This window comes from Pandoraea terrae, from assembly GCF_902459695.1.
Classification (GTDB): Bacteria; Pseudomonadota; Gammaproteobacteria; order Burkholderiales; family Burkholderiaceae; genus Pandoraea; species Pandoraea terrae.
On the sequence record NZ_CABPRZ010000020.1, the window covers coordinates 1 to 16,529 of the forward strand.

Genomic DNA, 16,529 nt, shown 5'->3' on the forward strand with positions numbered 1-16,529 from the left:
CCACGGCCCGAGATCGAGAACACGTCTTCGACCGGCATCAGGAAGGCGCCGTCAACGGCACGTTCCGGCGTCGGGATGTACGTATCCAGCGCTTCGGCCAGGTTCATGATCGCCACTTCACCCAGTTCGCCCTTGTCGCCTTCCAGCGCCAGCTTGGCCGAACCCTTGATGATCGGCAGATCGTCGCCCGGGAAGTCGTACTTCGACAGAAGTTCGCGAACTTCCATTTCCACCAGTTCCAGCAGCTCGGCGTCATCGACCATGTCGCACTTGTTCAGGAACACGATGATGTACGGCACGCCAACCTGACGGGCCAGCAGGATGTGCTCGCGCGTTTGCGGCATCGGGCCGTCAGCGGCCGAGCACACCAGGATTGCGCCGTCCATCTGGGCGGCACCGGTAATCATGTTCTTGACGTAGTCGGCGTGGCCCGGGCAGTCAACGTGCGCGTAGTGGCGGTTAGCCGTTTCGTACTCGACGTGGGCGGTATTGATGGTAATACCGCGCGCCTTTTCTTCCGGTGCTGCGTCGATTTCGTCGTACTTCTTGGCGGTGCCGCCGAACTTGGCCGACAGAACGGTCGCAATAGCCGCCGTCAGGGTCGTCTTGCCGTGGTCAACGTGACCAATCGTGCCGACGTTGACGTGGGGCTTGGTCCGTTCGAATTTTTCCTTTGCCATTTCCTAATCCTCAATATTCAATCAATTGTTTTCGGCGAGCCGATTACTTGCTGCCCTTGGCGTTGATGATGCCGTCAGCCACGTTCTTCGGAGCTTCAGCGTAGTGCTTGAACTCCATCGAGTACGTTGCGCGGCCTTGCGTTGCCGAGCGCAGCGACGTCGAGTAACCGAACATTTCCGACAGCGGGACTTCGGCGCGCAGGATCTTGCCGCCGCCCACCATGTCGTCCATGCCCTGAATGATGCCTCGACGGCTCGACAGGTCACCCATCACGTTACCCATGTAGTCTTCCGGCGTTTCCACTTCCACGGCCATCATCGGCTCGAGGATGACCGGGCTGGCGCGGCGCATGGCTTCCTTGAAAGCCATCGAACCTGCCATACGGAACGCGTTTTCGTTCGAGTCCACATCGTGGTACGAACCGAACGTCAGGTGAACCTTGACGTCGACCACCGGGAAGCCGGCCAGAACACCGCTCTTGAGCGTTTCTTCGATACCCTTGTTGACCGCCGGGATGTATTCACGCGGAATGACACCACCCTTGATCTCGTCCAGGAACTCGTAGCCCTTGCCTTGCTCGTTCGGCTCAAGCGTAATGACAGCGTGGCCGTACTGACCGCGACCGCCCGACTGCTTGACGAACTTGCCGTCCACGTCTTCAGCCGTCTTGCGGATGGTTTCGCGGTAAGCAACTTGCGGGGCGCCGATGTTGGCTTCCACGCCGAATTCACGCTTCATGCGGTCGACCAGAATTTCGAGGTGGAGCTCGCCCATGCCCGAAATAATCGTCTGACCCGACTCTTCGTCGGTTTGCACGCGGAACGACGGATCTTCCTGAGCCAGACGGTTCAGTGCCAGGCCCATCTTTTCCTGGTCAGCCTTGGTCTTCGGCTCGACAGCCTGCGAAATCACCGGCTCCGGGAACACCATGCGTTCCAGCACGATCACGGCATCCGGATCGCACAGCGTGTCGCCCGTCGTCGCGTCCTTCAGGCCGACGGCAGCGGCGATGTCGCCTGCGCGCACTTCCTTGATTTCTTCGCGCTGGTTGGCGTGCATCTGCAGAATACGGCCCAGGCGTTCCTTCTTTTCCTTGACCGAGTTGTAGACCGTGTCGCCCGAATTCACCACGCCCGAATACACGCGGAAGAAGATCAGCTGGCCGACGAACGGGTCGGTCATGATCTTGAACGCCAGCGACGAGAACTTCTCGTCGTCAGCTGCGCGGCGGGTGACCGGCTGTTCCTTTTCATCCGTGCCGTTGACCGGCGGGATGTCGACCGGCGACGGCAGGAAGTCGATCACGGCGTCGAGCATACGCTGCACGCCCTTGTTCTTGAACGCAGTGCCGCACAGCATCGGCTGGATTTCGCAGGCGATGGTACGGTCACGCAGACCCTTGATGATCTCTTCTTCGGACAGTTCGCCCGATTCGAGGTACTTGTTCATCAGGTCTTCGTTCGACTCGGCGGCGGCTTCGACCATGTTTTCGCGCCATTCCTTGGCGGATTCAGCCAGTTCAGCCGGGATGTCGACGTAGTCGAACTTCATGCCCTGGCTGGCTTCGTCCCACAAGATAGCCTTCATCTTGATCAGGTCGACCACGCCCTTGAACGTTTCTTCCGCGCCGATCGGCACCACCACCGGCACCGGGTTGGCCTTCAGGCGGTTCTTCAGCTGGTCGTAGACCTTGAAGAAGTTCGCGCCGGTACGGTCCATCTTGTTGACGAACGCGAGACGCGGCACCTTGTACTTGTTGGCTTGGCGCCAAACGGTTTCCGACTGGGGCTGAACGCCGCCCACTGCACAGTAGACCATGCAGGCGCCGTCGAGCACACGCATCGAGCGTTCGACTTCAATCGTGAAGTCGACGTGGCCCGGCGTGTCAATGATGTTCACGCGGTGTTGGGGATAGTTGTTGGCCATCCCGCTCCAGAAGCAGGTCGTCGCGGCCGACGTGATCGTGATGCCGCGCTCTTGCTCCTGCTCCATCCAGTCCATCGTGGCAGCGCCATCGTGCACTTCACCGATCTTGTGGTTCACACCGGTGTAGAACAGAATGCGCTCGGTCGTCGTGGTTTTACCTGCGTCGATGTGAGCGCTAATACCGATGTTGCGGTAGCGCTCGATAGGGGTTTTGCGAGCCACTTTAAGCCTCTTTCAATGTAGCCCAAGCACATTTTGGCGGGGCTACTAACACAAACGGGCGAGGCGCAAATTGATGCGCACCCGCCCCGGTTTCTGCTTTTGGAACTACCTAGCCAGCGTCAGAAGCGGAAGTGCGAGAATGCCTTGTTGGCTTCGGCCATGCGGTGAACTTCGTCACGCTTCTTCATGGCGCCGCCACGTCCTTCGGACGCTTCCAGCAACTCGCCTGCCAGACGCAGGGCCATCGACTTCTCGCTGCGCTTCTTCGCAGCTTCGCGCAACCAACGCATCGCCAATGCCATACGACGCGCCGGACGCACTTCGACCGGAACCTGGTAGTTGGCACCGCCAACACGGCGGCTCTTCACTTCAACGACCGGCTTCACATTGCCGAGAGCCGTGTTGAAGACTTCCAGCGGATCCTTGCCCGCCTTGCCTTGGATCTGCTCGAACGCGCCATAGACGATACGCTCGGCAACAGACTTCTTGCCGGAGAGCATCAACACGTTCATGAATTTAGCGACTTCAACGTTGCCGAATTTGGGATCGGGCAACACTTCGCGCTTGGGGACTTCGCGACGACGCGGCATAATTTCTTCCTTAAATGTTTCAGTTGGAGCCAGGCTCCAGGCCGCCTACTAGCCAACATTGGCCGGGCGAGCCACTTACTCGACGAATGCCGGATGGCACCGCCGAACCGGGCCTAAAAACTTAGGCCTTCGGACGCTTCGCGCCGTACTTCGAACGAGCTTGCTTACGGTCCTTGACGCCTTGCGTGTCGAGGCTACCGCGCACCATGTGGTAACGCACACCCGGCAAGTCCTTCACACGGCCGCCGCGAATCAGCACGACCGAGTGTTCTTGCAGGTTGTGGCCTTCACCGCCGATGTACGAAATGACTTCGAAACCGTTCGTCAGGCGCACCTTGGCGACCTTACGCAGAGCGGAGTTAGGCTTCTTCGGCGTCGTCGTGTACACACGCGTGCACACACCGCGACGCTGCGGGCAGTCCTGCAGTGCCGGGCTCTTGCTCTTGATTTGAGCAGAGGTGCGCGGCTTGCGGACCAATTGGTTAATCGTTGGCATTGTGTTTTCCCAAATATGTCAAAAGCATTACAGCCAAGGCGGGCTGGAATACAAACAAACCCCGGCATTTTTGACCCGGCTGGTATACCAGACGTGCGGACACGCCCCTACCGCCGGAAAAACCGGAGCCTGCGACTATAAGGGATCAAATGGCAAGTGTCAAGGCACGTGCCACTTTTGTGGGCGGGGTAAGTTGTTGATTGTAAACGGGGAACCCCCTCCAGCCCTGGGCTTATGGAGCGCTGCCGGCATGACTTGTATGCGGCACAGAAAAATGGGTATAATCGGCTTCAGAAGCGCGAAACTGGCTGCCCTCAAGGGGGGCTATAGCCAGCGGAGGGACACCGGAATGCCCTTGACATTACGTCGTGTGAGACCTTCTCCCTCAGCCTGCAGGGTATAAATCAGGCAGACACAGCTATTTCAGGCGAATCCACGGGTTCGCCTTTTGTCTTTTTGGGGCGCTCATAAAGAAGGTCCCCATGCCTATGCTTGTTGAGCGACTTGCGCTCGCAATGCATGAAATTCCAAAGCAGCTGGCCGTTGTGATGCGTCACGATAACCAACATTTGCGTCTTTTCCTCAAACAGGCCGATATATGCGTGCCTGAATGAGCCATCGTCATACTCGACACGCCAGACTTCGAACGGATCCGCCATCGTAACAATGGCTAGCCGCACATACCGCTCGCGAGCGTCAGCGCGCTTTTCAACGATATGGATTAGGTGCTCACGATGCACGGCAATGTCACCCAGCGGGGATGCGAGATAGACTATGTCCACCTCTCCCGGGTTGGCTTACCGCATTTTGTAGCAGCTTTTTTGTTGACCGAGGAACGCTGGCCGCCTACAGTACGTCTGAGTTCAGCAAGTCCGTCGCGTTTTCCGACGGCACGATTATCAAGGGGTCAGGGGTGTGGGTCTGGGCGGTGTCCCGCTGCATTTTCTGTTCCCCAATCCATCCCGAAGGGCTCGCCGTACGGCGGGCCCTTTTCGTTTTCAGAATCTCCCCAGCCCTCGCCCGCGTTTCCTTGTAGGCAAAATATTGTCTTGGGCCTTGCCCCGATCACAGCACCCGACAATTACTGCTGTCCACAATACAAATTCAATCGTCGCTTTTGCGTCGCACTGGGCTGCTGCTGGTTCCGTTGACGGCAAGTTGAACACGGAGCGCGTCCGAGGCGTAGGACAGCTTCCAGGGTGCAACGGTCATTCCTGAATTCGTGTCGGCCGGCAGGTGCTCGGCCTTATGGAAAGCTTCGCATAAGGCCGATGATGAGACGCTTGCTCTGGGCGATCGAATGACCGCTTGCTGAGTAGAGCTGCCGTCATTTACGGACGTCGGGCAAATGGAATTTCTCAGGAACATCCATCCCGAATTGATCCAAGCAGGGCTTGGTCTCGCCCCCGGCGTCGTGGTCTGTACGCGTGGTGCCGGTCATCCCGGCGAAGTACTGGAAGCACTTGCTTGATTCCAGGATGACTTCTGTCGTGACGCCCTGCGGATCGAATTCAATGATCATTCGGCGGTATCGGACGCGCACTGCACCGGCGGCGCCAATGTTTTCGCCCGAGGGCAAGACAAATACCACCCCTCCCAGGGAGTAGCTGCTGCCGTACTCTATCCAGGTTTCATCGACCGCCACAGTATCGGGCTCGCCGAACTGCATCAAGACGTCCTCGCGGGTGGTTTCGCCCTTCTTGATCGAATCCGGGGCGGTCTCAGGTACGTTTGCGCGAGCATCACTCCAATAGCCCCTCGGAAGCGGCAGCGGGCAAGCAGCCAGCAGCAGCGCGGCACTGGCGGCAATGCCGATGGTCCTGAGTTGGTAAGCGCGCATCCGTGAATTCGCCAATCAAGGTGAGCCCGGGTACGCCCGGATTCTGACCAAGGCGTGGCGCCGCAGCACGCCATGCTCGTCAAAGGCTAGGACCAGACTGAACTTGCCATTCCATACTTTCTCCCTTCGCCGCATCAGGATGTAGCCCCCGGCATCCTGATCCAGCAGATAGGTCAGGATGCGCCCTCCCTCGAACGTGGCGCTGGGTTCCGCCAAGTGCATGAAGACATCCTCGCGCGTGGTCGTGCCATCGTTCAAGAACGCTAACAGCTGAGGGCTACCCACCGGCGTTGTACCGCATCCGGCGAGGACGGTTGTCAGCGCGACGGCTACATTCAGGTACGTTCTTGTACGCATCGCGCACACTCCCGAGGTGTTGACAATGGCGGAGCGTAACCGCCCGTCTTGACGGGTTCGTCGCCGGCTGGAGGCTGTTGCCTGCATCGCGTCAGCATTTAGCATAGGCGATCGGGGGCGGCGCGCAATGCATTCCGACGAACGATCGAGAGGCGAGAAATTGCCGATCACGGACCGCGGACAGGGAAGCGGCCGTTGCGCCCGAAGGCTGGGCGGTCAAAAGTCGGCCGAAGCGGTCGTTGGCTTGCTGAGAAGCGACCGGCCGCTCCCGCCCTGCAAGAGACGCTGGTGTTTTCGTGAATCGGGCGTTCGCGATGAACGAACAGCGAAGCGGCGGGCGGCCGTGACGGCTGGTTTCCTCAACGCTTGGGTCGAGAAAATATGTTGACGAGATTCCCATCCGGGTCACGCAGCAAGAGCGAGCGATTGCCCCACGGCATCAACGTCGTCGGCATCACGATGGTTGTCCCGCACGCATTCATCCGTTCAAACACCACGTCAACGTCCTCCACTTCGAGCTCCAGGATGGCCGATTGATTTGCAGCCGCAGTGGCCGCTCCGACATTGAAAAGCTTGATCCGGTGCTCAGACGAAATCGCAAGCGTCGCTCCTTCGAATCGCATTTCAGCAAATCCGTCAGCCAGACGTACAGCCTCGATGCCGGAAAGCCTTTGATAAAACTCGACCAGGCCATCGACATCCCGGGTAACAACACGAACCGATGCAAACTTCATTGCGAGCTCCTCGCTAAGAAAGGAAGCTCAGTCTAAGGGTCGATACTGTCAGATTTTGGCAGTATCGTGCGGCTGGTGGCAGAGTTGAGCTTATGCCACTCACGAAGCCATGTTGACCGCCTTTTTGAGACAGTTCTTTTGCTATGTCCACAGCAAACCCAGAAGCTTCTCACGCTTCCAAATATGAGACAGGGGGGCATTTCTGCGGCGAGCCGCCTTTCACCAGCGCGAGAGGCCATCGCCATCAAACCAATGGAGAGGGCAGATGAGACTATTAACAAACTCTTCAGCACAGGCCTGTTTCTCTTAGGAAAATAGAGCGACTGGGTACCTGTAGGATGATTCTTCCAAAGTTTGCGGATTCCTTAATGTAGGGAGGGCCACCCCGATTGAGGGGTGGCCCTTCTCTTTACGGTTTAGCAATGTGTTGCCCCCCACTGTCTCAGTAAGACAGATGGATGTGTAGCAGCTGCCAGCTACCGTTGCCGCTGGTCCAAACCATCGTGAACGGCGCCCGAAGCTCAGTAGACGGCTTCTCCTTCGGGCCTACCGAGCCAACACGTACGCCCGTTACGACCGCAGTGCTACCGAAGCGTTGGACGTTCACGTCTTCGGCGCGGAGCTTGATCACTGCATCCGAATTGAACAGCGCCTCAAACGCCGCAGGCTTCAGGACGTGAACCGAAGGTGCCGACGGGCCGATCTCGGTGAATCCGGCAGCGGGGATGTAGCGAAGGACGCCAGCCAGATCCCGTGCAGTCATCCGCGCATAGAGGTCAACCGCGGCAGAAGCGACATCGACATCAGCGGCCGCCCTGCTCGCCGTCGAGGCCGCCAGTGCCACCGCAGCCAACACGACGCCGGCGACGCACCGAAAGATGGTTGCGTTCACTTGGCGACCTCGAAGCCAGCGGCCTTGAGCGCAGCGACAGCCACGTCGTGGTCTTGCTGGGCGTTGCCACCAGAGATGCCGATGCCACCGACCACACGACCGCCCACCACGATGGGAACACCGCCGCCCACCGGCATGACGCGCGGATGGTTGGCCAGCGGAGCCGTGGCCGGCTGAGCGACGACCTGGTTCCAGATCATCGTGTCCAGACCGAAGGAGGCGGCAGTCCAAGCCTTGTTGATGGCCACTTCGGCGGCCAGGAACGGCGTGGCGTCGGCGCGCTCGAAGGCGATCAGGTGGCCGCCTTCGTCGGTGACCGCAATGGCCAGATTCAGGCCGATCTTGGTGGCCGCGTCGCGCGCAGCGACGGCCAGCGCCAGCGCGCTGTCGCGCGTGATGGAAGCCTTGGTTTGGATTTGGGTAGCGTTGCTTTGAGCCATGATGAGTTTCCTTGAGATGAAATTAACGGGGGGTGAAAGAATTGAAGTTGTGAGCCTGAGTGCTTGTATGAGGTGCGCTCGAAATCAGAAGCCTTCGAGCACGATCTTGCCCACGGCCTTGCCGCTTTCGATCAGCGCATGCGCACGGGTCAGATTTTCCGCGTTGATGCGGCCGAAGACGGCGTTGGCGGTCGTCTTGACGCGGCCGGAGTCGACCAGCTCAGCCACGCGCCCGAGCAGAACGCCCTGCTCGTGCATGTCAGGCGTCTCGAACATCGAGCGCGTGAACATCAGCTCCCAGTGCAGCGACAGCGACTTGCTCTTGAGCGCGATCGGATCCAGCCCTTCCATGTCGTCGATGACGGCCAGCGCGCCCTGCGGCTTCAGGCTATGGATGATCTCTTGGTAGTGTGTGCCGGTCTGCGTGAGCGAGGCCACGTAGTCGACTTGCTCGATGCCGGCCGAGCGCAGCGCCTGCGACAGCGGCTTGGAGTGATCGATGACCGCGTGCGCGCCCAGCTCCAGGCACCATTCACGCGACTCCGGACGCGACGCCGTGGCGATCACGCGCAGCTTGGTCAGCTGCCGGGCCAGCTGGATCAGGATCGAGCCCACGCCGCCGGCGCCGCCCACGACCATCAGCGTCTGGCCTTCGCCACCGCCTTGGGCAATGCGCAGCCGATCGAACAGCAGCTCCCACGCGGTGATGGCCGTCAGCGGCAGCGCCGCGGCTTGCGCATCCGAAAGCGACTTGGGGGCCTTGGAGACGATGCGCGCGTCCACCGCATGCAGCTCGCTGTTGGCGCCCGGGCGCTTGATCGAGCCGGCGTACCAGACGCGGTCACCGACCGCAAAGCCGGTGGCCTGCGCGCCGACGGCCTCCACCACGCCCACTGCGTCCCAGCCGAGCACCTTGACTTCGCCGGCGGCCGGCGCGCTGCCGGCGCGCACCTTGGTGTCGACCGGATTGACCGAGACCGCGTGCACGCGCACCAGCAGGTCACGCGCACCGGACTCCGGCGCGGGCAGTTCCACGTCCTCGAGCGCCTTGGGCGCGTTGATGGGCAGGTTCTTGTGATAAGCAACTGCTTTCATGGCTCTTTTTCCTTCCTGGGTTTAAGTGATGTCGATGGAAGGCAATATAAATAGAATGTCTGTACTTGATAAGCGGGCTTCCAGATGTTTCACTTTCAAACCAGAATAGAAAATGTGAACGACCTCCAAGTGCTGCTGCACACGGTCAGCGGAGGGTCATTGACTGCCGCTGCCCGGGCACTCGGCATCACGCCAGCGGCGGCCAGCGCAACGTTAAAGCGGCTCGAGGCTCAGCTGGGCACGCGTCTGTTCGAACGCTCCACACGTGCGATGCGGCTTACGCCGTCAGGTCAAATCCTTCTGGAGTACGCCCAGCGCGCGTTCGAACTGCTTGCAGAGGGGGAATCCCAGCTCGATGCCGAACGCGGCGCACTGGTGGGCACCGTGCGTGTCTCGGCACCGTCGGACCTTGCTCGGACCGTGCTAATGCCAATGTTTGATGAGTTCTTGCGCCTTCACCCCGGGGTGAAACTGGCGCTCAATGTTGGCGACCGCGTGCTCGACGTGCTACGAGACGAGGTGGACTTGGCTATTCGGTACGGCGAGTTGAGCGACTCTCGCCTCGTGGCCCGCCTACTTTCGCTTGCACACCCCGTCCTGAGCGCTTCTTCCGACTATTTACGTCGTCACGGCACGCCACGTACGCCAACAGACTTGGTGGACCACAACTGCATCTCATTCATTCGCGGCGGACGCACGTTCAGCTCGTGGCGCTTCGGTCAGAACGGCCAATGGACCACGGTAAGGGTCAGTGGAGACCGGATCGTGGATGACGCCTCGCTGGCACGCGAATGGGCAGTTTCGGGAGCCGGAATCATCTTCATGACAGAGATCGAACAACGGCGTGATCTGCAAAGCGGCAATCTGGTGCGGCTACTGACCGAATGGGAGACAGATCCGTATCCCTTGCATGCTCTCTTACCTAGCGGGCGCTTCGTCCCCAATCGCGTTCGCGCGCTCGTGGACTTCATCGCTGGGCGCTTTGCTGAACTCTGGCTATCAAACACGGAGCACTGAAGAAGGCGTCCGGCAGTCCGAGTTGATCACGCAGCGCCTTTGGAACGGTCATGGCCCCGAAACTGGCCAGGTCGGACGTGGCACTGCCCATCATTGAAGTTTGCTCGCATCGCGTCCGAGCGGCGGCGCGAATCGCGGCATTATCTGCCGTTTGGGGGGCTAGTTCGCTTCGAGCAGAAGCTCTGGGGCGGCGGGGGAGCGCCCACCAGTCCCAATGGCCGGTGTTCGTCACACTGCCGGCCTCGAGCATGGGAGGTGCAAATGGCAGCAATGGCCGAGCCACTGCCATCTGCCCCATCTTCGCGGATGTCCCTTGTCTGGCCAGCAGCGGACGGTCATTGTTGCAATATTAGCCCCTCGGCAGGGACCGGTTTTGGCCGAAAGCACTAGTTCGATGAGCGTTCGGCAGAACGGACATTGGAGTCCTCAACGGCAGCTTTCAGGCAGTATGTGTGAGCGCGGACCTCCGGCCATTACCGACCGATGGCGCGTGTGTTCGCGCAGACAACCGAGTGACCGATCCGCTTCAGGTACCGGACATTCATGATCTCATGTGCCGTTCGCGATCGCGTACCGCTCCATATCGATTTCTCGTTTCCAGTCAAGGGCGTCAACATCGAATCCCGCATCCGTAAATGGGGGGGCGGGCGACTTGGAAACCGTTGTCGTGCCTGAGTTCCCTTGGCTTTGATCCGCGAACGCGCTGACTCACACTGGGAGCGCTCGGCATTCAAGCAAACGCGCCGCTCAACGGCTTCGCGTGGCCTGAGGCGCTGATGTGCTAACTTGAATCTGATCCTGACAATCCGGGAATTCGGCCGGTGATAGGCCATTCAGCACACTGTGCGGCCGCGTATCATCGTAATGGGAATGCGCATTCTGTAGTATGCCAACGTACTGCATGACCGATCGATCGGTTATATTCTGCAGGCAGTCACAGTGGAGAATAATAAGTAAATGCGAATCGGGGTTCTGTGTGTCCTCTCCGTCTTGGTTATGTTGGGCGGATGTGCGTCGATGACGGGCGGTTCATCGCAGGAGATTCTGGTTACCACGTCGACCAAGGACGGCGCGGGCGTAGAGGGTAGCAACTGCCTGCTCTCCAACGAAAAAGGCGCGTGGAACGTCACCAGCCCGGGGTCAGTGGCAGTCAACCGTTCGAATAATGCCTTGGTGATCAAGTGCGTCAACCCGCCTTTACCGGAAGGCACGCTTGTCGCGCCCTCCAAGACGCGCGACGCCATGTATGCGAATCTCTTGGTCGGCGGGCTGATCGGCGTCGCCGTCGACCATTCGTCGGGTGCCGGCTATGAGTATCCGCCACGCGTCAATGTCGTGATGGGCGCTACGGGGGCGGCCGCCATGCCACCGGAAGCACAGCCTGCCCGGCGAGCCGCCGTACACGATCGCCGCTTCGACCTGCCTCCCACCTCCGGATTTGCGGCGGGATCTGACGTTCAGGCCGTCCCCTATCCGGCTGCGCGCAAAGGCTATGTCGAGTATGTGACCAAGCCGGTGCCGAAAGCGTTCGTGCTCGGAGATGGCGGCGCGTACGCTTATCGGTACAACACCAGTGCCGCCGTCCAGCAGGCGCTGGACGTCTGCCGTGCCAAATATTCGAATTGCCGCCTGTATGCTTATGACGACGTGGTCGTCTGGACCCCGGAAACCACCGCCACTAACATACAGACTAGCCCGTCGGTCAAGTCAGCTGCCGATGCGCCTGCAAGTACACCCGCAGCAGTTCCAGTGGTGGGTCATAAGTTCGTTGTGCCGCAGGCTTCCGGATTCGCGTCGCTGGAAGACGCCATGGCATTGCCGCTAGTGAGCGATAAAGTGCGAGAACGCTACAAGCATTTCTTGACGCTCCCGTATCCCCGTGCCTTCGTGATTTCAAATCGTGGGGGCTGGCGCTTCTATTCGGGTCGTCCCACGGTCATGCACGACGCCCTGGAACGTTGTCTGGCGGACGGCGCGCAATGCTGGCTGTATGCGGTGGATAATCGGATCGCGTGGCAACTCGATCCGGCCAAGCGAACCGGGTTGGACCAACTGCAGTTGGCGCGTTGACGTGCCACGCGCCGGGGTCGATCAACGCGCCGCGCTGGCGATAATCATACGGTGAGACGTCGAGTGGGCATAGCGGCAGCACGACCGCGCGTCGGGACGGTATCTGACCCCATGCTCCATCCAGGCGCTTGCGACCGACCAGCGTCCTGCCGGGCGACAGTCCGACATCAGAGTGGACCGGACATTTGAGTGTCGGTTTTTGCGCACTGTCCAATGGCGGGAGATGGCCGGATGCTGCCAGACGCTGACGATGTCCGATAGCGGACACTCGCCATCATAGCCTCGCCGTCAAGATCGACCGATCCGAACCATTGAAGTTGTATGCGCACATGATTGTGCGAAGCCCATCCCTATCACGTGGGTTCCGGTAGCATGAACCCCGTCTGCGGGATCGACTACTCTGCGGACATCTCAGCGAGCTTCGCCACGGTGTTCATATTGCGAGCGGTTCCCGTCTTGGCGACTGGGATTTTCAGTTTCGAGTCCGCCATTCCGGTCCCGTAGTGCACGTAAATCTCACGCTTCCCGAGCGCAATTTCTTCAGTTTGTTGGCCGCTTACCCCATCCAGAGTCTCCGCAGGCGGCGGAGTGTCGAGGAATATCGCAACCGTTCGGTTCGGTGCCGTGGACTTGAATGGATTCGCAGCAAGGACCTCTTCCATTTCTTGCCCCGTACGAATCAGAACACCAACGGGCTTACCGGCATATGCCTCAAGGCAACGCTTCAGCGCCGCCTTCACCGATTTTGCCGACAGCCTACTTTTGAAGACGACGTTGCCGCTGGCAATGTACGTGCGAACGTCTGAGAATCCGACGGATTCACACATCTTCCGTAGCTCGGCCATCGGAAGTTTGCCAGTGCCGCCAACGTTCACGGCCCGCAACAGAGCTATATATGTGGTCATGAAAGGATTCTATCGCCACTTTCGCCGACTTCACTCTGCGCGGCGCGGTGGATCGGATCGCGATTGGCCGTAATGCACGCGGGCGCGGTCGCTTTCAGACCACCGACGCAAAAACGCCGAACTGCAATTCAGGTTGCAGTCCGGCGAAATTGGCTACTTACTGCTGCTTCCCTTTATACCGATGGCTGTGCGACACCAGTCTTGGCTGTCATGCGTTGCCGGCCGATCTTCTCGGCGAGTGCGTAGGCTTCCGTCGCGAGTTCTTCCATCTGCTCGAAAAACGCGCTAATGAAATTCTCGTCTAGCGATGAGATCGTGCCCTGGCTGCCGATCGCGGATAGCGCCACGATTCGGCTCGTCAGTTCATTGAGTCGCAGTGATTCCGCGTCTCCGTACTTCAGTGCTTCGTTGATTGCTTCGTCTTCTTCGGGGGGGAGTTGACGCTGGACTTCAGACATAGTCAGGCTCCTTGCTGCGCGGAAAAAAGCGCCCGCCCTGACGCTGCCAGCGAAGAGGAGACCTCGATAACGACGGGTGGGCGGGCTACAAGCCGGGGTGAGATACCGCACTAGCGCTACAACGGCTGACCGTTAGGTCACCCAGCCTGAGCCCGCCCATATAAAAATGGCGCACTCGTGCCGCGGCACGTGCGACCGCAAACTTCGCGGTCGTGTGCCAGCGCTAGCTCCAGGATCTCACTCCTGCATCGCGGTTTGTATCCCGCGACAGCAAAAGATTACGATCCCCACGCGCCCTGCACAACCCGAATTCTATGGTTTCGCCTGCTTTTCAGAATCGTCCGATTCGGGAAATGGGAAAACTACGTAGAAGGTACGTTTGATGCGTAACATCCACCGTATTTTTTCGCGTTTCGCACGAAGTCGCGCCAATGGCGTGCGTACGTTCAGCGTTTGCATTCAGACCGCTCGCACGAAGGACTCGCCGAAATACTCACGGCGGGCACGCTCATGTCCCGCCGCCTGGAACCCGTCAGTCCAGCTTGGCCCGCTCGATAGCCGCTTCCCTTTCGGAAAGCGGCAAGTAGCCTTGGGGCGAGGCAGCAACCGCCTCCTGTCCTTCGCGGGACAAGACGAGCCGCAGAAATTCACGGGCGAAGGAATTTAGCGGCTGCCGGACGTAGATAAGCAGTTGGCGATCCAGCGGATAGCGACCAGACATGATGTTTTCCTCCGTCAGCGCCACCGGTTCCTCTCCGGCGTGTCTCGCCAGCGCTAGCGCACGCACGGACGGCGTTGTCCGCATGGCGGCCGCATATCCGATTGCCAGCGGATCCTCGGACATGTGCCGCACCACATCGGCGGACTGATGGAATTCAGTCATGCCGTGGGCAAACGTCTGTCCGCCGAGTCCGGCCTTCTGCATGAATTGCGCGAGCGGCGTACCCCGCTCGACACCATAGAGATGTATGGGCCGTGCCGCCCAATCGCCTTGCGCTCCCAAATCCCCCCAACGCGTGGCCTTACCCGTATAGGCTTGCGCGAGTTGTTCGAGCGTCAACCTGCCGATCGGATTGTCGCGATGAACGAAAACCGCCAGAGGACCGCTCAACGCCCTCGGGTCGAGCGAAGCATGGGCCACGCGGAACTCGATCGGGTCGCTACCGGTGACAGCACGATAGTCGGCCAGTTGCTGCGGCGTGAACTCTGCACCCATCGGTGCAATTGCCGATTGCCCTCTCGCAAGCGCCGCAGGCGCAAAGCGAGTGCCGGGCAAATTCAGGGATACCCGGATGCCCGGATGCGTGGCAGCAAAACGCGCCACTTGACGGTCCAGCATCTGTTGCATGTCGTTGTAGCCAACGATGGCGATAGCGCCGTCGGGCGTCAGGTAACTGGCACCTTTTGGCGTTTCCAGCGTGGCCGGTTGGTAGTGCGGCAAATCAGGATCGACCTCCGCGGCGTGCACACCGGCAACCGGATCGCAGCCGTCGGCACTCCCGCTTGCCACCAACAGTCGCCGTGCGTCATTCGCCTGGGCAGCGCGCAGCGGCAGCATCACCCCCTGGTCCAGTGCAATCTGCTGACCCTCGCGGCTCAAGATGAAGCGCACGAACTCCCGCAGCGCCGGATCCAGCGGGCGGCCGGGCCAGCGCGTCAACACGATGTCGGCAACGCGGCTGAGCGGATAGCGAGCCAGCGCGACGTTTTCATATGACACATCGACGAAGGGCTTGCCCGCGTCCTGCGCCAACGGCACCGTCTTGATGCCCGCGGCCAGGTGCCCCATGCCGGTGAAGCCAATCGCGTAGGGATCCGCCGCCACCTGTTTGGGCACTTCGGCCTCGGTGCCATCGACTGGCACGTCGTCGCGCCACTGCCCCTGCAACGGACCCACGCTTAGCACGCGCTCACGCACGACCACGGCCCGGGCCGAATTTTCCCGGCCTTCCCAGGCGGCGGCGCCGACCACGTGTATCGGCTTGTCCCCCCATTCGGCCACCCCCAGGTCGCCCCAAGTGCGCACCGGTCCGTGGCCGCGAAGGCGCGTCCTGGAAAAGATTGCGTCGAGCTGAGCCAAAGTCAGGCCCTTGACCGGATTGGCATCGTTCACGACCACGCCGATGGTGTCGAGAAATCCGAAGTGCCGATAGGCGCCGCCGACCACCGGAATCGCTTGCGGCGCCATGCCGTGCGCGCGTCGGAACGCGGCAACGTCGGACGCCGTCATGTCGCGCGATACGAAGGCGAAGTCGCTGTCACCGTCCAGGAATCGGTGCATCGGAGGGCTCAGGTCACCTTGTGGAGCGAGGTACGGCGGCGGCACGCTGATGCTCACGCCGGGCTGTCGCGCGTGAAACCCCGTCACCCAGGCATGGACGAGCTGCGGCATGATGGCGCTCGCGCTGCCTTCGAAAGACCCCTGCAGCGGCTGCGCAGAACACGGTTGGTAGGCAGGAAGGTCTTTGTCGAGCCGGGGTTGTAGCCACTCAGGCTCGGGGAGTGGTCGGCCCTCGCGCGCCCACGCAGCCCCCGAGCCGCCGGCGTCTTCGGCGGAGGCAGTCGACACCGCGCATGGCAGCAGGAATGCCGCCACGAGGGCAAGACGCAGCACAATGAGGTTAGATTGCATGTTCGGTAGCTTGCCCCTGATGTCGGCGCGACAGCATGCTGCGGGCTTTCAGCCCCCGGCGCTGCCAGGAGCCTTTGCTCTCGATGGTCCGACGCATCCACGTACCCTATGCGCCGAACCTGAACAGAATCTGAAATTTCTATTAATGTCTGTTTGTCTTTCCGATAACCGGGC

The 16,529-nt window shown here is 60.3% G+C and carries 16 protein-coding genes; 2 read left to right on the forward strand and 14 right to left on the reverse strand.

All coding sequences use genetic code 11. From position 1 onward, the window contains the following. From PTE30175_RS20000 to PTE30175_RS20055, 11 genes are all read right to left on the reverse strand, one after another. A partial coding sequence (locus PTE30175_RS20000) for a GTP-binding protein (RefSeq protein WP_150698832.1) occupies positions 1–680 on the reverse strand: 680 nt, incomplete at its 3' end. Between the two features lie 43 nt (positions 681–723). Continuing rightward, positions 724–2,829, reverse strand: a complete 2,106-nt coding sequence (fusA, locus tag PTE30175_RS20005) for an elongation factor G (protein WP_150698833.1) — start codon at positions 2,827–2,829, stop codon at positions 724–726. A 119-nt stretch (positions 2,830–2,948) separates the two neighbouring features. Next, a complete protein-coding gene (rpsG, locus tag PTE30175_RS20010) occupies positions 2,949–3,419 on the reverse strand; it encodes a 30S ribosomal protein S7 (RefSeq protein ID WP_150698834.1) in 471 nt (156 codons plus the stop codon). A 121-nt stretch (positions 3,420–3,540) separates the two neighbouring features. After that, positions 3,541–3,915 carry a 30S ribosomal protein S12 gene (gene rpsL, locus PTE30175_RS20015; protein WP_010804142.1) on the reverse strand — a complete coding sequence of 125 codons (375 nt, stop codon included), beginning with the start codon at positions 3,913–3,915 and terminating at the stop codon, positions 3,541–3,543. 404 nt (positions 3,916–4,319) lie between these two features. Beyond that, complete coding sequence (locus PTE30175_RS20020) at positions 4,320–4,697, reverse strand: PBECR2 nuclease fold domain-containing protein (RefSeq protein WP_150698835.1); 378 nt, start codon at positions 4,695–4,697, stop codon at positions 4,320–4,322. Positions 4,698–5,242: 545 nt separating this feature from the next. Next, positions 5,243–5,755 (reverse strand): hypothetical protein, encoded by a 513-nt coding sequence (locus tag PTE30175_RS20025; protein ID WP_150698836.1) that lies wholly within the window; start codon positions 5,753–5,755, stop codon positions 5,243–5,245. A gap of 15 nt (positions 5,756–5,770) precedes the next feature. Further along, positions 5,771–6,112 carry a hypothetical protein gene (locus PTE30175_RS20030; RefSeq protein WP_150698837.1) on the reverse strand — a complete coding sequence of 114 codons (342 nt, stop codon included), beginning with the start codon at positions 6,110–6,112 and terminating at the stop codon, positions 5,771–5,773. Between the two features lie 359 nt (positions 6,113–6,471). Beyond that, the gene (locus tag PTE30175_RS20035; RefSeq protein WP_150698838.1) at positions 6,472–6,846 is read right to left on the reverse strand and encodes a VOC family protein; all 375 of its coding nucleotides are present in this window, start codon (positions 6,844–6,846) and stop codon (positions 6,472–6,474) included. Between the two features lie 442 nt (positions 6,847–7,288). Then, positions 7,289–7,738 (reverse strand): nuclear transport factor 2 family protein, encoded by a 450-nt coding sequence (locus PTE30175_RS20045; protein ID WP_150698839.1) that lies wholly within the window; start codon positions 7,736–7,738, stop codon positions 7,289–7,291. Then, positions 7,735–8,178: a GlcG/HbpS family heme-binding protein gene (locus PTE30175_RS20050; RefSeq protein ID WP_150698840.1), complete on the reverse strand. Its 444-nt coding sequence runs from the start codon at positions 8,176–8,178 to the stop codon at positions 7,735–7,737. Before PTE30175_RS20050 ends, PTE30175_RS20045 begins: the two co-directional genes overlap by 4 nt. A gap of 84 nt (positions 8,179–8,262) precedes the next feature. Next, a complete protein-coding gene (locus PTE30175_RS20055; protein ID WP_150698841.1) occupies positions 8,263–9,273 on the reverse strand; it encodes a zinc-binding alcohol dehydrogenase family protein in 1,011 nt (336 codons plus the stop codon). 84 nt (positions 9,274–9,357) lie between these two features. On the opposite strand from PTE30175_RS20055, the gene PTE30175_RS20060 reads away from it, so the two are divergent. Next, complete coding sequence (locus PTE30175_RS20060; RefSeq protein WP_150698842.1) at positions 9,358–10,290, forward strand: LysR family transcriptional regulator; 933 nt, start codon at positions 9,358–9,360, stop codon at positions 10,288–10,290. 1,017 nt (positions 10,291–11,307) lie between these two features. Further along, a complete protein-coding gene (locus PTE30175_RS28310; protein WP_191629151.1) occupies positions 11,308–12,360 on the forward strand; it encodes a hypothetical protein in 1,053 nt (350 codons plus the stop codon). 395 nt (positions 12,361–12,755) lie between these two features. Here the strand turns inward: PTE30175_RS28310 and PTE30175_RS20070 are convergent, their stop codons facing one another. The 3 genes from PTE30175_RS20070 to PTE30175_RS20080 form a co-directional block, all read right to left on the reverse strand. After that, positions 12,756–13,265, reverse strand: coding sequence for a DUF1697 domain-containing protein (locus tag PTE30175_RS20070; RefSeq protein ID WP_150698844.1), 510 nt, complete (start codon positions 13,263–13,265; stop codon positions 12,756–12,758). 173 nt (positions 13,266–13,438) lie between these two features. Continuing rightward, complete coding sequence (locus PTE30175_RS20075) at positions 13,439–13,723, reverse strand: hypothetical protein (RefSeq protein WP_150698845.1); 285 nt, start codon at positions 13,721–13,723, stop codon at positions 13,439–13,441. A gap of 532 nt (positions 13,724–14,255) precedes the next feature. Beyond that, the gene (locus tag PTE30175_RS20080; protein WP_150698846.1) at positions 14,256–16,355 is read right to left on the reverse strand and encodes a PstS family phosphate ABC transporter substrate-binding protein; all 2,100 of its coding nucleotides are present in this window, start codon (positions 16,353–16,355) and stop codon (positions 14,256–14,258) included. Between the last annotated feature and the right edge of the window lie 174 nt (positions 16,356–16,529).

Excerpts from the sequence above, each read along its gene's own strand:
- PTE30175_RS20055 (WP_150698841.1), bottom strand. The coding sequence starts at position 9,273 with ATGAAAGCAGTTGCTTATCACAAGAACCTGCCCATCAACGCGCCCAAG.
- PTE30175_RS20070 (WP_150698844.1), bottom strand. The coding sequence starts at position 13,265 with ATGACCACATATATAGCTCTGTTGCGGGCCGTGAACGTTGGCGGCACT.
- PTE30175_RS20050 (WP_150698840.1), bottom strand. The coding sequence starts at position 8,178 with ATGGCTCAAAGCAACGCTACCCAAATCCAAACCAAGGCTTCCATCACG.
- PTE30175_RS20030 (WP_150698837.1), bottom strand. The coding sequence starts at position 6,112 with ATGCGTACAAGAACGTACCTGAATGTAGCCGTCGCGCTGACAACCGTC.
- PTE30175_RS20080 (WP_150698846.1), bottom strand. The coding sequence starts at position 16,355 with ATGCAATCTAACCTCATTGTGCTGCGTCTTGCCCTCGTGGCGGCATTC.
- PTE30175_RS20060 (WP_150698842.1), top strand. The coding sequence starts at position 9,358 with ATGTTTCACTTTCAAACCAGAATAGAAAATGTGAACGACCTCCAAGTG.
- rpsL (WP_010804142.1), bottom strand. The coding sequence starts at position 3,915 with ATGCCAACGATTAACCAATTGGTCCGCAAGCCGCGCACCTCTGCTCAA.
- PTE30175_RS20035 (WP_150698838.1), bottom strand. The coding sequence starts at position 6,846 with ATGAAGTTTGCATCGGTTCGTGTTGTTACCCGGGATGTCGATGGCCTG.
- rpsG (WP_150698834.1), bottom strand. The coding sequence starts at position 3,419 with ATGCCGCGTCGTCGCGAAGTCCCCAAGCGCGAAGTGTTGCCCGATCCC.
- PTE30175_RS20025 (WP_150698836.1), bottom strand. The coding sequence starts at position 5,755 with ATGCGCGCTTACCAACTCAGGACCATCGGCATTGCCGCCAGTGCCGCG.
- PTE30175_RS28310 (WP_191629151.1), top strand. The coding sequence starts at position 11,308 with ATGACGGGCGGTTCATCGCAGGAGATTCTGGTTACCACGTCGACCAAG.
- PTE30175_RS20075 (WP_150698845.1), bottom strand. The coding sequence starts at position 13,723 with ATGTCTGAAGTCCAGCGTCAACTCCCCCCCGAAGAAGACGAAGCAATC.